The 15,171-nt window shown below is 61.6% G+C and carries 15 protein-coding genes; 7 read left to right on the forward strand and 8 right to left on the reverse strand.

Annotation, left to right across the window (positions count from 1 at the left end):
* Positions 1 to 213: 213 nt before the first annotated feature.
* Complete coding sequence (locus tag B0G71_RS29120) at positions 214 to 816, forward strand: isochorismatase family cysteine hydrolase (protein WP_116146115.1); 603 nt, start codon at positions 214 to 216, stop codon at positions 814 to 816.
* A 413-nt stretch (positions 817 to 1,229) separates the two neighbouring features.
* On the opposite strand, the gene gcvA is transcribed toward B0G71_RS29120, so the two are convergent.
* Positions 1,230 to 2,123 (reverse strand): transcriptional regulator GcvA, encoded by an 894-nt coding sequence (gene gcvA, locus B0G71_RS29125; protein ID WP_116146117.1) that lies wholly within the window; start codon positions 2,121 to 2,123, stop codon positions 1,230 to 1,232.
* Positions 2,124 to 2,249: 126 nt separating this feature from the next.
* Here gcvA and B0G71_RS29130 point away from each other — a divergent pair, with 126 nt between their 5' ends.
* From B0G71_RS29130 to B0G71_RS29140, 3 genes are all read left to right on the forward strand, one after another.
* Complete coding sequence (locus B0G71_RS29130) at positions 2,250 to 3,092, forward strand: DMT family transporter (protein ID WP_116146118.1); 843 nt, start codon at positions 2,250 to 2,252, stop codon at positions 3,090 to 3,092.
* A 356-nt stretch (positions 3,093 to 3,448) separates the two neighbouring features.
* Positions 3,449 to 4,105, forward strand: coding sequence for a peroxiredoxin (locus tag B0G71_RS29135; protein ID WP_106279132.1), 657 nt, complete (start codon positions 3,449 to 3,451; stop codon positions 4,103 to 4,105).
* 192 nt (positions 4,106 to 4,297) lie between these two features.
* Complete coding sequence (locus B0G71_RS29140) at positions 4,298 to 5,368, forward strand: rhodanese-like domain-containing protein (RefSeq protein ID WP_116146120.1); 1,071 nt, start codon at positions 4,298 to 4,300, stop codon at positions 5,366 to 5,368.
* Between the two features lie 69 nt (positions 5,369 to 5,437).
* Here B0G71_RS29140 and B0G71_RS29145 read toward each other — a convergent pair whose 3' ends face one another.
* From B0G71_RS29145 to B0G71_RS29165, 5 genes are all read right to left on the reverse strand, one after another.
* Positions 5,438 to 6,736, reverse strand: a complete 1,299-nt coding sequence (locus B0G71_RS29145) for an L-fuconate dehydratase (RefSeq protein ID WP_116146122.1) — start codon at positions 6,734 to 6,736, stop codon at positions 5,438 to 5,440.
* A 110-nt stretch (positions 6,737 to 6,846) separates the two neighbouring features.
* On the reverse strand, positions 6,847 to 7,785 hold the full coding sequence (locus B0G71_RS29150; RefSeq protein WP_116146123.1) for an ABC transporter substrate-binding protein: 939 nt from the start codon (positions 7,783 to 7,785) through the stop codon (positions 6,847 to 6,849).
* Positions 7,786 to 7,870: 85 nt separating this feature from the next.
* Positions 7,871 to 8,896: an ABC transporter permease gene (locus tag B0G71_RS29155; protein ID WP_116146125.1), complete on the reverse strand. Its 1,026-nt coding sequence runs from the start codon at positions 8,894 to 8,896 to the stop codon at positions 7,871 to 7,873.
* 17 nt (positions 8,897 to 8,913) lie between these two features.
* On the reverse strand, positions 8,914 to 10,425 hold the full coding sequence (locus tag B0G71_RS29160) for a sugar ABC transporter ATP-binding protein (protein WP_116146127.1): 1,512 nt from the start codon (positions 10,423 to 10,425) through the stop codon (positions 8,914 to 8,916).
* Between the two features lie 319 nt (positions 10,426 to 10,744).
* The gene (locus B0G71_RS29165) at positions 10,745 to 10,951 is read right to left on the reverse strand and encodes a hypothetical protein (protein WP_116146128.1); all 207 of its coding nucleotides are present in this window, start codon (positions 10,949 to 10,951) and stop codon (positions 10,745 to 10,747) included.
* Positions 10,952 to 11,191: 240 nt separating this feature from the next.
* Between B0G71_RS29165 and B0G71_RS41520 the strand changes: the two genes are divergently transcribed.
* The 3 genes from B0G71_RS41520 to B0G71_RS29175 all read left to right on the forward strand — a co-directional run bounded on the left by B0G71_RS41520 (position 11,192) and on the right by B0G71_RS29175 (position 13,652).
* On the forward strand, positions 11,192 to 11,347 hold the full coding sequence (locus B0G71_RS41520; RefSeq protein ID WP_181196497.1) for a hypothetical protein: 156 nt from the start codon (positions 11,192 to 11,194) through the stop codon (positions 11,345 to 11,347).
* A gap of 124 nt (positions 11,348 to 11,471) precedes the next feature.
* Positions 11,472 to 12,206 (forward strand): TetR/AcrR family transcriptional regulator, encoded by a 735-nt coding sequence (locus tag B0G71_RS29170; protein WP_116146130.1) that lies wholly within the window; start codon positions 11,472 to 11,474, stop codon positions 12,204 to 12,206.
* 108 nt (positions 12,207 to 12,314) lie between these two features.
* Positions 12,315 to 13,652 carry a HAMP domain-containing sensor histidine kinase gene (locus tag B0G71_RS29175; RefSeq protein ID WP_116148974.1) on the forward strand — a complete coding sequence of 446 codons (1,338 nt, stop codon included), beginning with the start codon at positions 12,315 to 12,317 and terminating at the stop codon, positions 13,650 to 13,652.
* 18 nt (positions 13,653 to 13,670) lie between these two features.
* On the opposite strand, the gene B0G71_RS29180 is transcribed toward B0G71_RS29175, so the two are convergent.
* Positions 13,671 to 13,931 (reverse strand): hypothetical protein, encoded by a 261-nt coding sequence (locus B0G71_RS29180; RefSeq protein ID WP_116146131.1) that lies wholly within the window; start codon positions 13,929 to 13,931, stop codon positions 13,671 to 13,673.
* A 185-nt stretch (positions 13,932 to 14,116) separates the two neighbouring features.
* A complete protein-coding gene (locus B0G71_RS29185) occupies positions 14,117 to 15,163 on the reverse strand; it encodes a branched-chain amino acid ABC transporter permease (protein WP_116146133.1) in 1,047 nt (348 codons plus the stop codon).
* Positions 15,164 to 15,171 lie beyond the last annotated feature (8 nt).

Here is a 15,171-nt window from a genome sequence, read left to right on the forward strand (position 1 = left end):
CACGGCAAATAAGCGATGCGTCGCGATTCTTTTGGACCTTCCACGCTTCCATGTCGTGTCGTCGGTGGCCTGTGGCCGGCCTGGAGAGTTCCAGGCCGGCCGCTCAGTCGCACGCGGTCGTGCTAGAGTCGGGCTCTTTTTCGCTATCGCGTAGCCCTTATGCCGCCACGCCTTGAATCTGAACCCGCCGCTCCGGCAGATCATCAACAAGGCATGGAAAGCGCCGCCGCGACGCAGAGTCTCGACATGCGGATTCCAGCTATCGTGCCCGCGCGAACCGCTCTGGTGGTCATGCATTATCAGACGGACATCATGCGGTTATTTCCATCAGTCGCACCTTCTCTGCTCGCCAATACGCGCAAGCTGTGCGACGCCGCGCGGGCCAAAGGTGTCAGCGTCTATTTCGCCAGGATCCACTTCAGTCCCGGCTATCCGGAAGTCAGTCCGTTGAACAGAAACGGGCAGGGAATCAAGCAACCAGGCCTCTTCGTCGACGACGAGATCGCGCCCGAACTCGGCCAGTTGGCTACTGAACCGCTCATCACCGCGCATCGTGCCAGCGTGTTCTTCGGTACCGACCTGCAGGCGCGGCTTTCCACGCAGGGGATCGATACGCTAATCATGGTTGGGATAGCGTCGACCGGCGTGGTGCTGTCGTCGGTTGCGTACGCGAGTGACGCGGACTTCCGCTTATTGACGGTCAAGGATTGCTGTTACGACCCGGATCAGGTCGTGCACGATCATCTGTTTTCAACGGCCTTCGATTCGCGCACGACAGTATTGTCGCTCGCTGATGCCTTGTTGTTGCTCGCCTAGCGTGTGCTGACGTTTTTTCGGTTTCCCATGCTAGTCAGCCGCTCCGCTATGCGCTATTCAGATCGATCTTTGGCGTTCAAGAAAACAGCGGTAAAGACTGCATTGCCATTTGGCGCGGGCGCGGGCGCCGCGAGGCCGTGGGTCGGCCGCTACATACGGAAGCTTGCTCGCTGGCGGAGCCGAGGCGCCTGTTGAGATCCGACAGTGCTTTGCAGACAGACGTGTGATCGCGCATGCCAGCCAATGCCAACTCGAGCCGGTTCAGCAGTTCCGGCAGACTCGATTCTCCAGTCATCTTTCCTGCGAACTTCCGCTTCCGCATAAGACCGCTCCTGATTCGACAGACACTGCGCGCACAGCATCTCATGCTACCAGGTCGACAGGGACGCGTCCAGGCGGGTTCCTTTCGACGTTCATGAGTGAGCGCATCCTTCGCGCTCGAGCCATGCGCGGAACAGCACGACCAGTTCATCCGCCGACTTCGCATCCGGAACGTAAGTGCAATAGCTTCGCGACGGCAAGCGAGGACCGGCGAACGGCGCGACGAGCCGGCCGGCCGCGAGGTCGTCGGCGATCAGAGCGGTCGGTCCCATCGCGACGCCGATCCCGTCGATGGCCGCTTGCAATGTCAGAAAGAAGTGGTCGAAGGTCAGCGCGGCGGCTGGCCTGAGTGCTGGAACCTCCGCGCTCGCCAGCCAGTCCGGCCAGACCCGCGGAAGACTCGACGTATGCAGCAACGTGTGCTGCCGCATATCGTCCGGCGTTCGGAGCGGCAGGCGCTGCAAGAGCGCCGGGCTACAAACAGGCACTCGCTCCTCGGACAGGAAAGGCCGCATCGAATAGCCATAGAACGTGTCCGGGCCGCCCCGGACGATCACGTCGTATGTCTCCTTCAGACTCTCCAACGACTCGTTCGATGTGTGCACACTGACGTCCACGTCGGGATGCGCGGCGCGGAAGGTCGTCAGTCTTGGCACCAGCCAGCGCAAGGTGAAGCTCGCGGGCGCATTCACGGACAGTGTCCGGGAGAGCGTTTCAGGGAATCCGTATCGGGCCGTGGCCTGCGAGAGCCCCTCGAACAAAGGACCGATTTCCGCCAGATAAGCCTTCGCTGCCGGCGTCAATGCGACGCGCCGGTTGTGCCGTTCGAACAACGATGCACCAAGCCACTCTTCGAGCGCGCGCACATGCTGGCTCACTGCCCCGTGTGTCACGTGCAGTTCGGCGGCGGCTTCCTTGAAGCTGCCGAGACGGCCGGCGGCCTCGAAGGCGCGCAGGGCGTTGAGCGGCGGCAGTGTTCGCTTCATTCGCAAGAGTTTATCTAACGCGAACCGCCAATTTAACTGGTTTGTGGCTGCGCTACAAGATAGATAAGCTTCTTATTGCTCCGCTAACTCTGGCTCGCCCACACTCTTTTCCTGTCCTGAACCCGCATGCTCAGTTACACCGGCGGTCTCGTCCTCATTGCCGCTTTGCTTCACGCGAGCTGGAACGCGATGCTGCACGGCAACCGCGACCGCTTCCTCTCCATGACGTGGATGAGTATCGCCATCGCCGCGGTCGCCACCCTCGTGATCGTATTCACGCCTCGGCCCGCCGACGCGGCCTGGCCGTACGTCGCCGCGTCGGGGCTCGTGCATATCGTGTACAACGTCTGCCTCGTGCGAGCCTATCGTCGCGGCGATCTGGCGCAGGCCTATCCGATCGCCCGCGGCTCGTCGCCGCTGCTCGTCACACTCGGCGCGGCGCTCTTCGCGCATGAGGCGATCGGCCCCTTGCACGCGCTCGGGGTCGCGCTGATCTCGGGCGGCATCATCGCACTCGCGCTGCAGGGCGGGCGCGTGTCGCGCGCGGGTGTATTGGCCGCGCTGGCGACGGGTGCGTCGATCGCGCTCTATACCGTGATCGACGGCATCGGCGTGCGCTTATCCGGCGGCGAACCGCTCGCTTATACCGCCTGGATGTTCATGTTCTACTGGCTGATGCCGGTGCTGTTCGTCGCGATGCGCGGGCACGAGGCTCTGTGGACACCCGTGAGAGCGGAGCCCGTCGCCGTCGGGTTGTCGCTTGCTGGCGGCCTGGTGTCGATCGCGGCGTATGGCATCGTGATCTGGGCGATGCAGTCAGGCGCGATGGGTGCGGTGTCCGCGTTGCGAGAGACCAGCGTGGTGTTCGCGGTGCTGATCGGGCGCGTGATTTTGCGGGAAGCGGTAAGCGCCAGGCGCTGGCTCGCGTGCCTGATCGTCGCGGCAGGGGCGGTCTGTTTAGGGCTTTGATCAGACAGGATCGCGACCCGCCCAAATCGAAGCACGCGCTCCTTTTCTTCGGAGTACAAGCAACTTCGCTGCCACGACGGCGGATTCGCCCTACAGTCCGCTAACTACAAAAGTCTTTTTTGTTCTACGCTATAGATGCGGTTCGCGGCGCGTCTCGATGTCTGTCCCGTATCACGGCTATCCGGGGAAGCCACAGACTCCGCTGCACGCCGTAGACGCTATTCCGGCGCGGTACGGTGCAACCGGCCGGAAGTAATCTCGAGACAGTCCTATCGCCATTCAATACTCCGGCAGCCCGGCGGACCTCGCTTCGACCGTGGCACTCGAACCCTGCACCCGACCTATGGAGACTAATGATGTCGATTCGATTAGGAGAAGACGCTCCCGATTTCACAGCGGAAACCACCGAAGGGACGATCCATTTTCACGAATGGATCGGCGACCATTGGGCAGTCCTGTTTTCGCATCCTAAGGATTTCACACCCGTTTGCACCACGGAACTCGGATACCTCGCAGGCCTCAAGCCGGAATTCGATAAGCGCAACACGAAAATTATCGGGCTGAGCGTCGATCCGGTCAGCGACCATACGGAGTGGGTCAAGGACATCGCCGAGACACAGGGCCATGCAATCAATTACCCGCTGATCGGCGACTCCGACCTGAAAGTCGCGAAGCTCTACGACATGATTCATCCCGAAGCGAGCGGCGGCGGCCCGCGCACCGCCGTCGACAACGCGACCGTACGCTCGGTGTTTCTTATCGGCCCGGACAAGAAGGTCAAGGCCATGCTCGTCTATCCGATGAGCGCGGGCCGCAATTTCGACGAAGTATTGCGCCTGCTCGATGCGCTGCAACTCAACGCGAAACACACGGTGGCGACACCGGTCAACTGGAAGCCGGGTGAAGACGTCATCATTCCAACATCTGTTTCCAACGACGCCGCGAAGCAAAAATATCCGCAGGGTTTCAAAACCGTGAAGCCTTATCTGCGGTACGTCGAGCAACCGAAGTAACACGCGCGGATTGGAGCGACGCGCGCCGGACAGTGCAAAGCGTCCGGCGCGCGAGGTGAGTCCGGGTACATTCATGCGCCCGGACCTCCGAGCGGGGCAGCGCCCAACCGGACTGCCGGTGGGGTAATCGGCGACACCGCATGGGCCGCCATCTCAAGCGCTCGCGGGAGCGCGCCGCGGAGCGAAAACGTGTTGATCTTCCGGCAGCTATTCGATCAGCAATCGTCTACCTACACCTATCTTCTTGCCGATAGCACGACGCGAGAGGCGGTGCTGGTCGATCCGGTGTTCGAACAGGTGCGCAGGGATGCCGCGCTGATCGAAGAACTCGGCTTGCATCTGCTTTATACGATCGACACCCACGTCCACGCCGATCACGTGAGCGGTGCGTGGATGCTGAATCGCCGCATAGGCAGCCGCATTGCGATTTCGGCGGCGAGCGGCGCCGAAGGCGCGGACCGCTATCTGAGCCACGGCGACAAAGTCGAGTTCGGCTCACGATACCTGATGGTACGCGCGACACCGGGCCATACCGATGGATGCATCACGCTCGTACTCGACAACGAAACCATGGCGTTCACCGGCGATTGCCTGTTGATCCGAGGCACGGGCCGCACGGATTTCCAGCGCGGCGACGCGCACACCCTGTTTCGCGCGGTGCATGCGCAGATTTTCACGCTGCCCGCCGCGTGCCTGCTCTACCCGGCTCACGACTATCGCGGTTTGACGGTCACGAGCGTGGGCGAAGAGCGGCGCTTCAATCCACGCCTCGGCGGCGAACTGTGCGAAGACGATTTCACCGGATACATGACGAACCTGCACCTGCCGCATCCGAAGCAAATCGACGTAGCGGTGCCCGCGAACCTGAAATGCGGCCTCGCGGCGAGCGTCCCCACGCAGATGAGCGAGCCCGATTGGGCGCCGCTGACCTGCAGCTTTGCCGGCATCTGGGAAATTAGCGCTCAGTGGCTGGAGGAAAATCTGCCTGCGGTCGAAATAGTCGATGTGCGGGAACCTGAAGAGTTCAACGGACCGTTGGGACGCATTCCGGCAGCCAGGCTCATTTCATTGGGTGAGCTCGCCGGGCGGACCGCGGAACTGACGAAGGATCGCCCGATCGTGACGGTGTGCCGGGCCGGTGGACGCTCGGCACAAGCCACGGTCATGCTGCGCCAGGCCGGATTCGAGCGGGTGGCCAACCTTCCCGGCGGCATGCTGCGCTGGCGCGCGGAAGGCCGTGTAGTTGAGAACGGCAGCGTATAGCGGTGTAGTCGATGCAGGCCTTCAATGCCGGCGACGCGCCAAGTTATCGAACCAGGGGCGAACGCCGTTTCACCTCTTCCACGCCGCCCCCTCCGGAAAGTGATATTCGTCGAGCGACGCCGCATGCATCTCGATGCTGTAACCCGGACGCTGCGGCGGCATATAACGGCCATTGCGGATCACGACCGGGTCGACGAAATGCTCATGCAGATGATCCACGTATTCCAGCACCCGGTTTTCCAGCGAGGCCGACACGCAGATATAGTCGAACAGCGAAATATGCTGGACGTACTCGCACAATCCGACACCACCCGCATGCGGGCACACCGGCACGCCGAATTTCGCCGCCATCAGCAGAACGACGATGACCTCGTTCAAACCGCCCAGCCGGCAGCTATCGACCTGGCAGAAGTCGATGGCCTGCGCCTGTAGCAACTGTTTGAACATCACCCGGTTATGACAGTGCTCGCCGGTCGCGACGCCGATCGGCCGAAGCCGTTGACGGATGGCCGCGTGGCCGAGAATGTCGTCGGGACTCGTGGGCTCTTCGATCCACCACGGATCGAATTCCGCGAGGCGCCGCATGTTCGCTACCGCTTCGTCGACATCCCACACCTGGTTGGCGTCCATCATGAGCTTCCGGCCATCGCCGATTTCTTCGCGCAGAATGTGCGCGCGGCGCATGTCCTCGTCGAGATTGCCGCCCACCTTCTGCTTGAAGTGCGTCCAGCCCTGCGCGACACCTTCGCGCGCGAGCCGGCGGATTTTGTCGTCGTCGTAGCCGAGCCAGCCCGCCGATGTCGTATAGGCGGGATAGCCTTGCGCGAGCATTTCCTTTTCGCGTTCGCCCCGCGTCTTCGCATGGCGATGCAGCATCGCAATGGCTTCCTCCGGCGTGATCGCATCGGTCACGTAGCGGAAATCGAGGCAGCGCACGAGTTCTTCGGGGCTCATGTCGACAAGCAACTTCCACACAGGCTTGCCCTCCGCCTTGGCCCACAGATCCCAGGCCGCGTTGACGACAGCCGCCGTCGCCAGATGAATCGCGCCCTTGTCCGGCCCGATCCAGCGCAACTGGCTATCCGACGTCAGCGCGCGCCAGAAAGCGCCCATGTTCGCGGCGATATCCTCAAGCCTTTTACCGACGATCAACGGAGCCAGCGCCTCGACCGCGGCGACGCAAATCTCGTTGCCGCGTCCGATCGTGAAGGTGAGGCCGTGGCCGGTGAGCGCGTCGGGCGAATCGGTTTCGAGCGTGACATAGGCGGCCGAGTAATCCGGCGCGGCGTTCATCGCATCGGAGCCGTCCAGCGAACGCGAGGTGGGAAACCGAATGTCACGGACGGACAGCCTGGTGATCGTGGGCATCTGAACACACTCCTCTGCGACAGCCATCGACTTCGGTCTAATAGCCAAGAGGGCCGTGGCATCGAAGGGATGCCGCGACCCTTCCCTCGCGCCGCATCAGGCGGCGGCGATCAATCGTAGAGCACGGCTGCGATCTTCGGATCGGTCATATTCGTTTTGTCGTACCAGTAGAAGCCCGTGTCGACTTTCTTCGGCAACTTCTCGCCCTTCAGCGCCTTCACCGCGGAGTCGACCACGCACTTGCCGATGCCGACCGGGTTCTGCGTGATGGCGCCGGCCATCAAGCCCGAATTGATGTCGTCCTTCTGCTCCTTGCCCGAGTCGTAGCCGATCAGCACCAGCTTCTTGCCCGATTCCTTGACGCCGATCGCGGCACCTTCCGCCGAGCCTTCATTCGCGCCGAAAATGCCCTTGAGATTGGGGCTGGCCTGGATCATCGTCTTGGCGATTTCCGCCGACTTCAAATGGTCGCCGCCACCATATTGGACCGAGACGATCTTGATGTTCGGGTGCTTCGATTTCATTTCATTGAGGAAGCCGTCGCGGCGATCGATGCCGGTGCGGCTTGTCTGGTCATGCACGATCACGCCGACTTCGCCGGCATTGCCGATCGCTTCGGCCATCTTGTCGGCAGCGAGGGCGGCCGCCGCGAGGTTATCCGTTGCGCAAGTCGTCAGCGGAATATCGCTGTCCACGCCGGAGTCGAAAGCGATCACGGGTATCTTGCCGGCCTGGGCGCGCTTTAACAGTGGAATGGCCGCCTTGCTATCGAGCGCGGCGATGCCGAGTGCCTGCGGCTTCTTGGCGAGCGCGGCCGAGAGCATGTCGATCTGTTTGTCGACCATGGCTTCGGTTTCCGGCCCCTCGAAGGTGATCCTGACGTTGTGCTCCTTGGCCGATTGTTCGGCGCCGGATTTGACGGCCTGCCAGAACTGATGCTGGAACCCTTTCGAAATAAGCGGGATATAGGTGTCCGCGTATGTCACGCTCGTCCCGCCAACGAGAGCGCCAACGCCGACCACGACACCGATTAGTTTTCTTTTCAACATGGTGTTTCTCCTCCTAAGATGGGCTATCAACTTCAGCCGTTGGGGAGCTTATGGCGCTCCATTCCTTATCCTGTTCCGTGTCGCGTCAGCTTTTCTTGCGCCGCAAAATATCGCCATAGACCGCGAGAATGATGATGAGACCGGTCACCACGATCTGCCATTCCTGCGCGACCGACATGATGCGCAGACCGTTGGTCAGCACACTCATGATGAACGCGCCGATGATCGTGCCGAGAATCGTGCCCGCGCCGCCGCTCAGCGACGTCCCGCCGATCACCACGGCCGCGATCGCTTCGAGTTCGTAACCCTGGCCTAGCGCCGGCTGCGCCGAATTCAGGCGCGAGGCGATCAATAGCCCGGCAATGCCGCAAATCGCTCCGCTCAGGCCGTAAATGGCGATCTTCCACCGGTCGACATTCACGCCGGACAAACGCACGGCTTCTTCATTGCTGCCGAGCGCAAAGGTATACCGGCCAAGCGCCGTGCGATTGAGCGTGATCGAACTCACCACCGCGAGGAAAAATAGAATCAGGACCGCGTTCGGCACGGGCAGGCTCGGCAACAGGTCGCCGATCAGCGAATCCTGCGAGATCATGTAGAAGTTTTCGGTGTCGGTGAAATAGATCGGCTTGTCGGCCGAGACAACCAGCGACAGCCCTTTCAGCAGCATCATCATGCCGAGCGTGGCGATGAACGGCGGTATTTTCATTTTCGCCGTGAGCGTGCCCGAAACGGTCCCGCAGATCGCCCCGGTGCCGATCGCGGCCAGCACGCCGGTCCACATCGGCAGATGCCAGTAGGTCAGGAACACGCCGCAAATGACCGCGGTGAAGGTCATCAGCGTGCCCACGGACAAGTCGATGCCTCCGGTAATGATGACGAACGTGCAGGCAATCGCCAGCACGCCGTTCACCGCCGTTGCCTGCAGAATCCCGAGCATGTTGTCCATCTGCATGAACGCGGGAGACGCGAAGCTGAAAAACACCAGCAGCAGAATCAGGCTCCCGAAGGCGAGCAGCTTTTGCAAAGCGGTCGGCGTGAAAACGCGGGCTCTCAGGCCCGAAAACGTCTTTTTATTACCCAGCGCCGATGCATCCGATGGCAATGTCATGAAAGACCTCTCGAGGCTCACGCCGCGTTTAGGGGTTCGCGCTGCGTCGCCAGTTGCATGATGCGCTCCTGGGTCGCCCCAGCCGCTGAAAGTTCACCGGTAATGCGGCCCTCGCACATCACGACGATGCGGTCGCTCATGCGCAGGATCTCCGGCAGTTCCGACGAAATCATTATGATTGCCTTGCCCTGGTCGGCGAGCGCGCGCAGCAGCTTGTAGATTTCGCTTTTGGCGCCAACGTCGATGCCGCGCGTCGGCTCGTCGAAGAAGAGCACGTCGCAGTCGCGCTCGAGCCATTTGGCAATGACGATTTTCTGTTGATTGCCGCCCGACAGCAGCCGCACTTCCTGCGTCGCGGAAGGCGTGCGAATGCCGAGCAGATTGATGAAATGGGCAGCGGTCTTGCGTATCTGCGCGCGGCGCAGGAAAAAATTCAGCGACAGAAATTTGCGCAAGTTGGACATCACGATGTTCGATTCGACACTCATGCCGGTAGCGAGGCCGAAACGCTTGCGGTCTTCCGAGAGATAGCCGATGCCGCGCGCCACTGCATCGCTCGGATTCCTGATCGATGCCTTCACGCCTTTCACGACGATCTCGCCCGACTCGATCGGATCGGCGCCGAACACCGCGCGGGCGACTTCGGTGCGGCCGGCGCCCATCAAGCCCGCGAAACCCAGTATCTCGCCCTTGCGCAGCGCGAAACTCACGTCTCTCACCAGCGGGCCGGCATTCAGCCTGGTGACTTCGAGGGCGACCTCGCCTTCGTTGGGGACGTGCTGGGAAGGCGCGGCGTCGGTCAAGGTTCGCCCGACCATCATGCCGATGATCGCTTGCACGGTGGTGTCTTTCGCCGCGACCGTGGCCACATATTCCCCGTCGCGCAACACGGTGACGCGGTCGGCAATCTGCTTCAGCTCATCCATCTTGTGCGAGATATAGATGATTCCGACGCCCCGGTTCTTCAGCTCGCGAATGATGCGGAACAGCTCGGCGATTTCGGCGTCGTTGAGCGCCGAAGTCGGTTCGTCCATGATCAGCACGCGCGAATCGAACGACAAGGCCTTGGCGATTTCGACCATCTGCTGCCTCGCGACAGTGAGCGTGCCGACCACCGCGCGCGGGTCGAGAGTCACGTGCATGCGGGCGAGTATGTCGTGAGCTTGTGCGTTGAGCTTGTCTTCGTCGAGGAACAGGCCGAGGCGTCCACGCGGCTCACGGCCGATGAACATGTTCTGCGCGACGCTCAGATGGTTCATCAGCTGGAGTTCCTGATGAATGATGCCGACGCCCACGGCCTGCGCCTCGCGCGGGCTCTGGAAATCGACCGGCTGGCCGTCATAGAGAATTTCACCGGTGTCCCGTGTGTACACGCCGGCGAGAATTTTCATCAACGTCGACTTGCCGGCGCCGTTCTCACCCATTAGCGCATGGACTTCGCCGGCCATGAGTTCGAACTGGACTTCGTGAAGCGCCCTCACGCCAGGAAAGCGCTTGTTGAGCCGTTTGACGGAAATGAGCGGGGTCATGATGCGGATCGAACGACAAATCCGCGAGCGCCGCCAGCCTCATTGCGAGGAGCGGATTGAAACAGCATGGAACGCCGCGGGGCCGGGCGCCGCCGGGTATCGGACTGCAAAGACGGGCGGTGCAAGGCGCGGTTGAAATCGCAACGAGAAGCCAGACGCATTGCTGGGCCCTCAAATCGATGTGCGACGATTTTACGACGCTGGACGCCGCCGGCTCAAGCTTAGGCATTCCCTAATATCACGAGGCCAATGCGCCGCACACTGGCTTCCCACTATTTGATTTGCCGCTCATTTCAGGCCGATTCGACGGCCTTTGCTATCAGAACAGTTGGGCGCCGAGTTCGCGCAGGCTGTTCCATTTCACGGTGCTGACAAACGTGCGGCCCGTGGTGTCGAGCGATTCGATCATCGCCCGTTGGCCGCGCGCTTCGGCCACGACGCGTACGATGCGCGCCTGATAGCGCAGCAGCGCGCCAATCGGCGGGCACAGCGCTTCCCGGCGAATCCGCGAGCTTTTCTTTTCCATACCCAATCTATCCAGATGTCCAGCGAGTTGCAGGGCTGCCGACTAGCCACGAGCCACGGCGTCTCTGCGCGTGATGCTACCAGGTCGGCCGACAATGGTCCAGGCCGTCTGGCGACGCACGGCCTGGCTCGCGGTATCGCGCCCGCCTGGCGCGAAGCATACGTTAGCCTGACGCCGCGCTAATTCACCACTAATTCAAGGCCGATACGATCATCGCCATGGTAACGAAAGGGACGACCCATGGCCGACTTCCTTGAATGGCTCATAGATATCTCAGTGGCGAGCGCGAGTGCCGCGGCCACCGGTTCGATCTTTCTGTTGCTGGTCGGCGTGGCCGGCGAGACACACCGGCATGTCGTCAAACATCGTGATGCCGGCCGGATCTTACCGCTGTAACTCTATCTTGCCCGACTGGTACAACATGGCCCGCAGCGTGATGCGCTCGCTCGTCTTTGACTTTTCCCTATCAGCCGGTCACTATATCTTTTCATTGTAAAAATACTGTCCACGACCAGCGACCATGCAAGAAGCAACGTCACGCCGCAAGACGTCCACCTCACCTAAAGCCGCAGCCCCCGCCCGAACCTCAGCCGACCATGCGTCACGCGAGAAACCCTATCATCACGGCGCGCTGCCCCATGCGCTGCTTGAAGCGGCGGAGATCGTGCTACGGCGCGACGGCATTCGCGGCCTGACGTTGCGCGCCATTGCACGTGAAGCCGGCGTATCGCATACGGCGCCCCAGCATCATTTCGGCGATACCGCCGGCGTGTTGAGCGAACTCGCCGCCAGCGGACACCGGCGGCTCGCCGCGACGATGCCGGCGCAGGCAGACGGTATCGAAGCGGGCCAGGCGCGGCGCAAAGCCATCGCCCGCGGCTACGTGAGCTTTGCGGTGGCCAATCCAGATTTGCTGCACCTCATGTCGCGCAGCGAAATGCTCGACGCGGCGCGCCCCGCCCTCGTGCAGGCGCGGCTAGCGTCCGCGCGCGCCCTGGCCGGCGTGGTCAGCGCGCCCACCGACCGCGCCGGGGAAGATAGATCCTCGTCAGGCCGAATCACTGCGGCCCAGGCCATTGCCATGACCGCGGCGTGGGCGTACGTTCACGGGCTGGCTTTGCTTCTCATCGACGGACGCCTGAATGCGCTGGCCGCATCCGCCGACGGTATGCGCAACGCCGAAGATCTGGTGGAAGCCGCGATCGAGCATGTCCAGATCGTTCCCGCCGACCCCGCAGGCAAAGGCCGAAAATGAGCGGGCGGCCTCACGTCGCGATGCCGGAGCGCCCACCCTGGCGTTAATGCGATGATGGCGCGCACGCTCTCGCGTTTTGGTCACTCGTTCCTCTTGTCGCCCACAGACATGCTCAAATCGCTCCGCAACCAGCTCGTTATCGCAATTGGCGCCGTGGTGAGCCTGTTCGCCATTCTGCAGGGCGTCAGTTCCTACCAGTTCTGCGTGGCCGGCATGAGCGCGGTGCTCGACCTGCGCATGGAACAGGTCGCATCGCGTTTGCGAATCGGCTTCGGCGAAGGCATTCCGAAGGTGCCGGCGCGCGGATCGCAAGACGCGCGCGATATTTTCATCGTCATCTGGAAAGATGGCGAGACGCAGCCGGTGCGAACCACCGAGCCATCGCTGCTCCTGCCGCGCGATGCGGCCGCAGGCTTCACGTCGCCGGTAGTGAATGGCGAACGGTGGCGGATCTATACGGCTCGCGGCGGCGCTCAGACCGTGCAGGTCGCGCAACGCCTCTCAGTACGTCATGAGATCGAGGCGACCGCCGCGACGAAGACGCTCTGGCCGATCGTCGTGTTCATTCCGCTCGTGTGGGCCGCTGTTATCCTCGTCGTGAATCATTCGTTGCGGGAACTGAACCGGCTTGGCAACGAAGTCCGCGTTATCGATGTGAACCATCTGCAGGCGCTGCCGCTCGCCCGTGTACCCACCGAATTGCTGCCCTTCATCCGCTCGATCAATCTGATGATAGAGCGGCTTGCCCGCTCTATCGAGAGTGAACGCAAATTCATTTCCGACGCCGCGCACGAGTTGCGCACGCCGCTCACGGCGCTGCAATTGCAGGCCGATAATCTGCAACGCGACATTGTGCCCAGTAATCAGGAACGGTTTCGCGCGCTCCAGGGCGGCATCACCCGAAGCAGCAATCTGATTTCGCAGTTGCTGCGGCTCGCGCGCGCGGACGCGCCGCCGGTCGGTCAATCGCTGACACGGGCCATGGTCAGCGTCGATGTCGCGGCCGCCGTCGTCAACGCTATTTCCGACGTGCTGCCGATTGCCATGCAGCGTGGCATCGATATCGGCGCGAACGAAATGGTCAGCGCCAACGTGCGCGCAATCGAACTCGACATCGGCACGGTGATCAAGAACCTCGTCAGCAATGCGGTTCGCTATACGCCCGACGGCGGCACGATCGATTTGTCGACCCGCGTGCACGACGGCATGGTCTCTGTCGAAGTGAAGGACACCGGCTTCGGTATCGACGAAACCTTGCTGCCCCGCGTGTTCGACCGGTTCTTTCGCGCCAATACGGACATTGAAGGCAGTGGGCTCGGGCTATCGATTGTGAAAGCGATTGTCACGCGGTACGGCGGGACGGTAACGCTGCGCAATCGCGATGACGGGCAGTCCGGCATCGTTGCGACGGTCAGTTTGCCGATCGAGCCGGATGGTGCCGGTTGATGCGTTTCATATCCGGTTTTAGTGACGCAAGTAAATCGACTTCAGGCCTACGTCATAGCCAGGATGCAACAATTCGGCGGGAGCTGTACTCGCATGCGTGCCGTTGCTGCCGAGAGCCGCAGCCGTATGCGCCGACATCTGCGGCGAATCGATACCGATCACTTCATAGGCCACCGTTTCGACCTGCATTTCATCGATCGGCGCGGCGGACTGTGCGAACGCCGCAGTCGGCAAAGCGATCATGCCGGCAATCAGTGTGTTACGCAAAAACTTGTTCATGGTCCTTCTCCTTCGAAATTCCCGCTTCATTCTGGGTATGGAATACGGCTCGCGCTATCGCGAAGTTGTTGGCCGGTTATTCGCGACTCCGTTCCCAATTGAACGGCGGTTCTTTACGAAGTACCCCGGCCAGCCACGAATACATATTGCGCGCCCAGAATTAGCGCTGAATGAGGGAGTTCGAATTACCCGCCTTGCCCTTCGGCCAGCCCTGTCCGCACTGCGTCGTGCTGCGCCGGGCGTGCGGCGCCGAGGGCTTGCACGCGCCTGCGCCGCTCCAGCCATTGCGCGCATTCCCCGACGATGCCGCGTTTGAACAGCAACACGCAGGCGACGAACATCACGCCGGTCAACACGCTGACCGACTCGCCCAACCCTTGAAACCAGGCAATTTGCGTCACGTCGGCCAGCCAGCCGCCAAACGCAGCCAACCTGGATTCCAGCACGACGACGATCACCGCCCCAACCACCGGACCCAGCCGCGTTCCAAGGCCACCGATCAACGTCATCAGAATGACCGTGCCGGATAGCGACCAATGCACATCCGAGAGTGTCGCGAAACCCAGCACCAGCGTCTTCATCGCACCGGCAAGCCCCGCTATTGCCGCTGATAGTACGAACGCGAGTAGCTTGAAACGATCCACGTCGTAACCCAGCGAAATAGTCCGCGCTTCGTTCTCGCGCAGCGCCGTGAGGATTCTTCCAAACGGAGAATGAATGACGCGGCCAAGAAACAGAAAGACGACCGCCGTGATCGACAGAATCACGAAATACAGCGTTAGATCGTTATCGAGCGGAAGCACACCGAACAGACGCCCGCGCGGCACGCCTTGCAAACCGTCTTCACCACCCGTGAACGGCGCCTGAACGCAGAAAAAGAACAGCATCTGCGCAAAGGCCAGCGTCACCATTGCAAAATAGATTCCTTTGCGGCGAATCGCGAAAAGCCCGAATATCAACCCGAGCGCCGCGCCCACACCGGTACCGAGAAGCAACGCCACCTCCGGAGGCCAGCCGTGGTCCCGCATGGCGCTGCCCGCGATAAAAGCGGCCCCGCCAAAAAACGCCGCGTGCCCGAATGACAGCAAGCCGACATAACCGAGCAGCAAATCCAGCGAGCACGCGAACAGTGCGAAACACATCAGCTTCATCAAAAACACCGGATAGGCGCCCAGCCACGGAGCGACGGCCAAACCGCCCAACACCACAACCCCTACAATCCAATTTCGCATGATGTGCC

The sequence above is a fragment of the Paraburkholderia sp. BL27I4N3 genome (assembly GCF_003386115.1).
Taxonomy (GTDB): domain Bacteria; phylum Pseudomonadota; class Gammaproteobacteria; order Burkholderiales; family Burkholderiaceae; genus Paraburkholderia.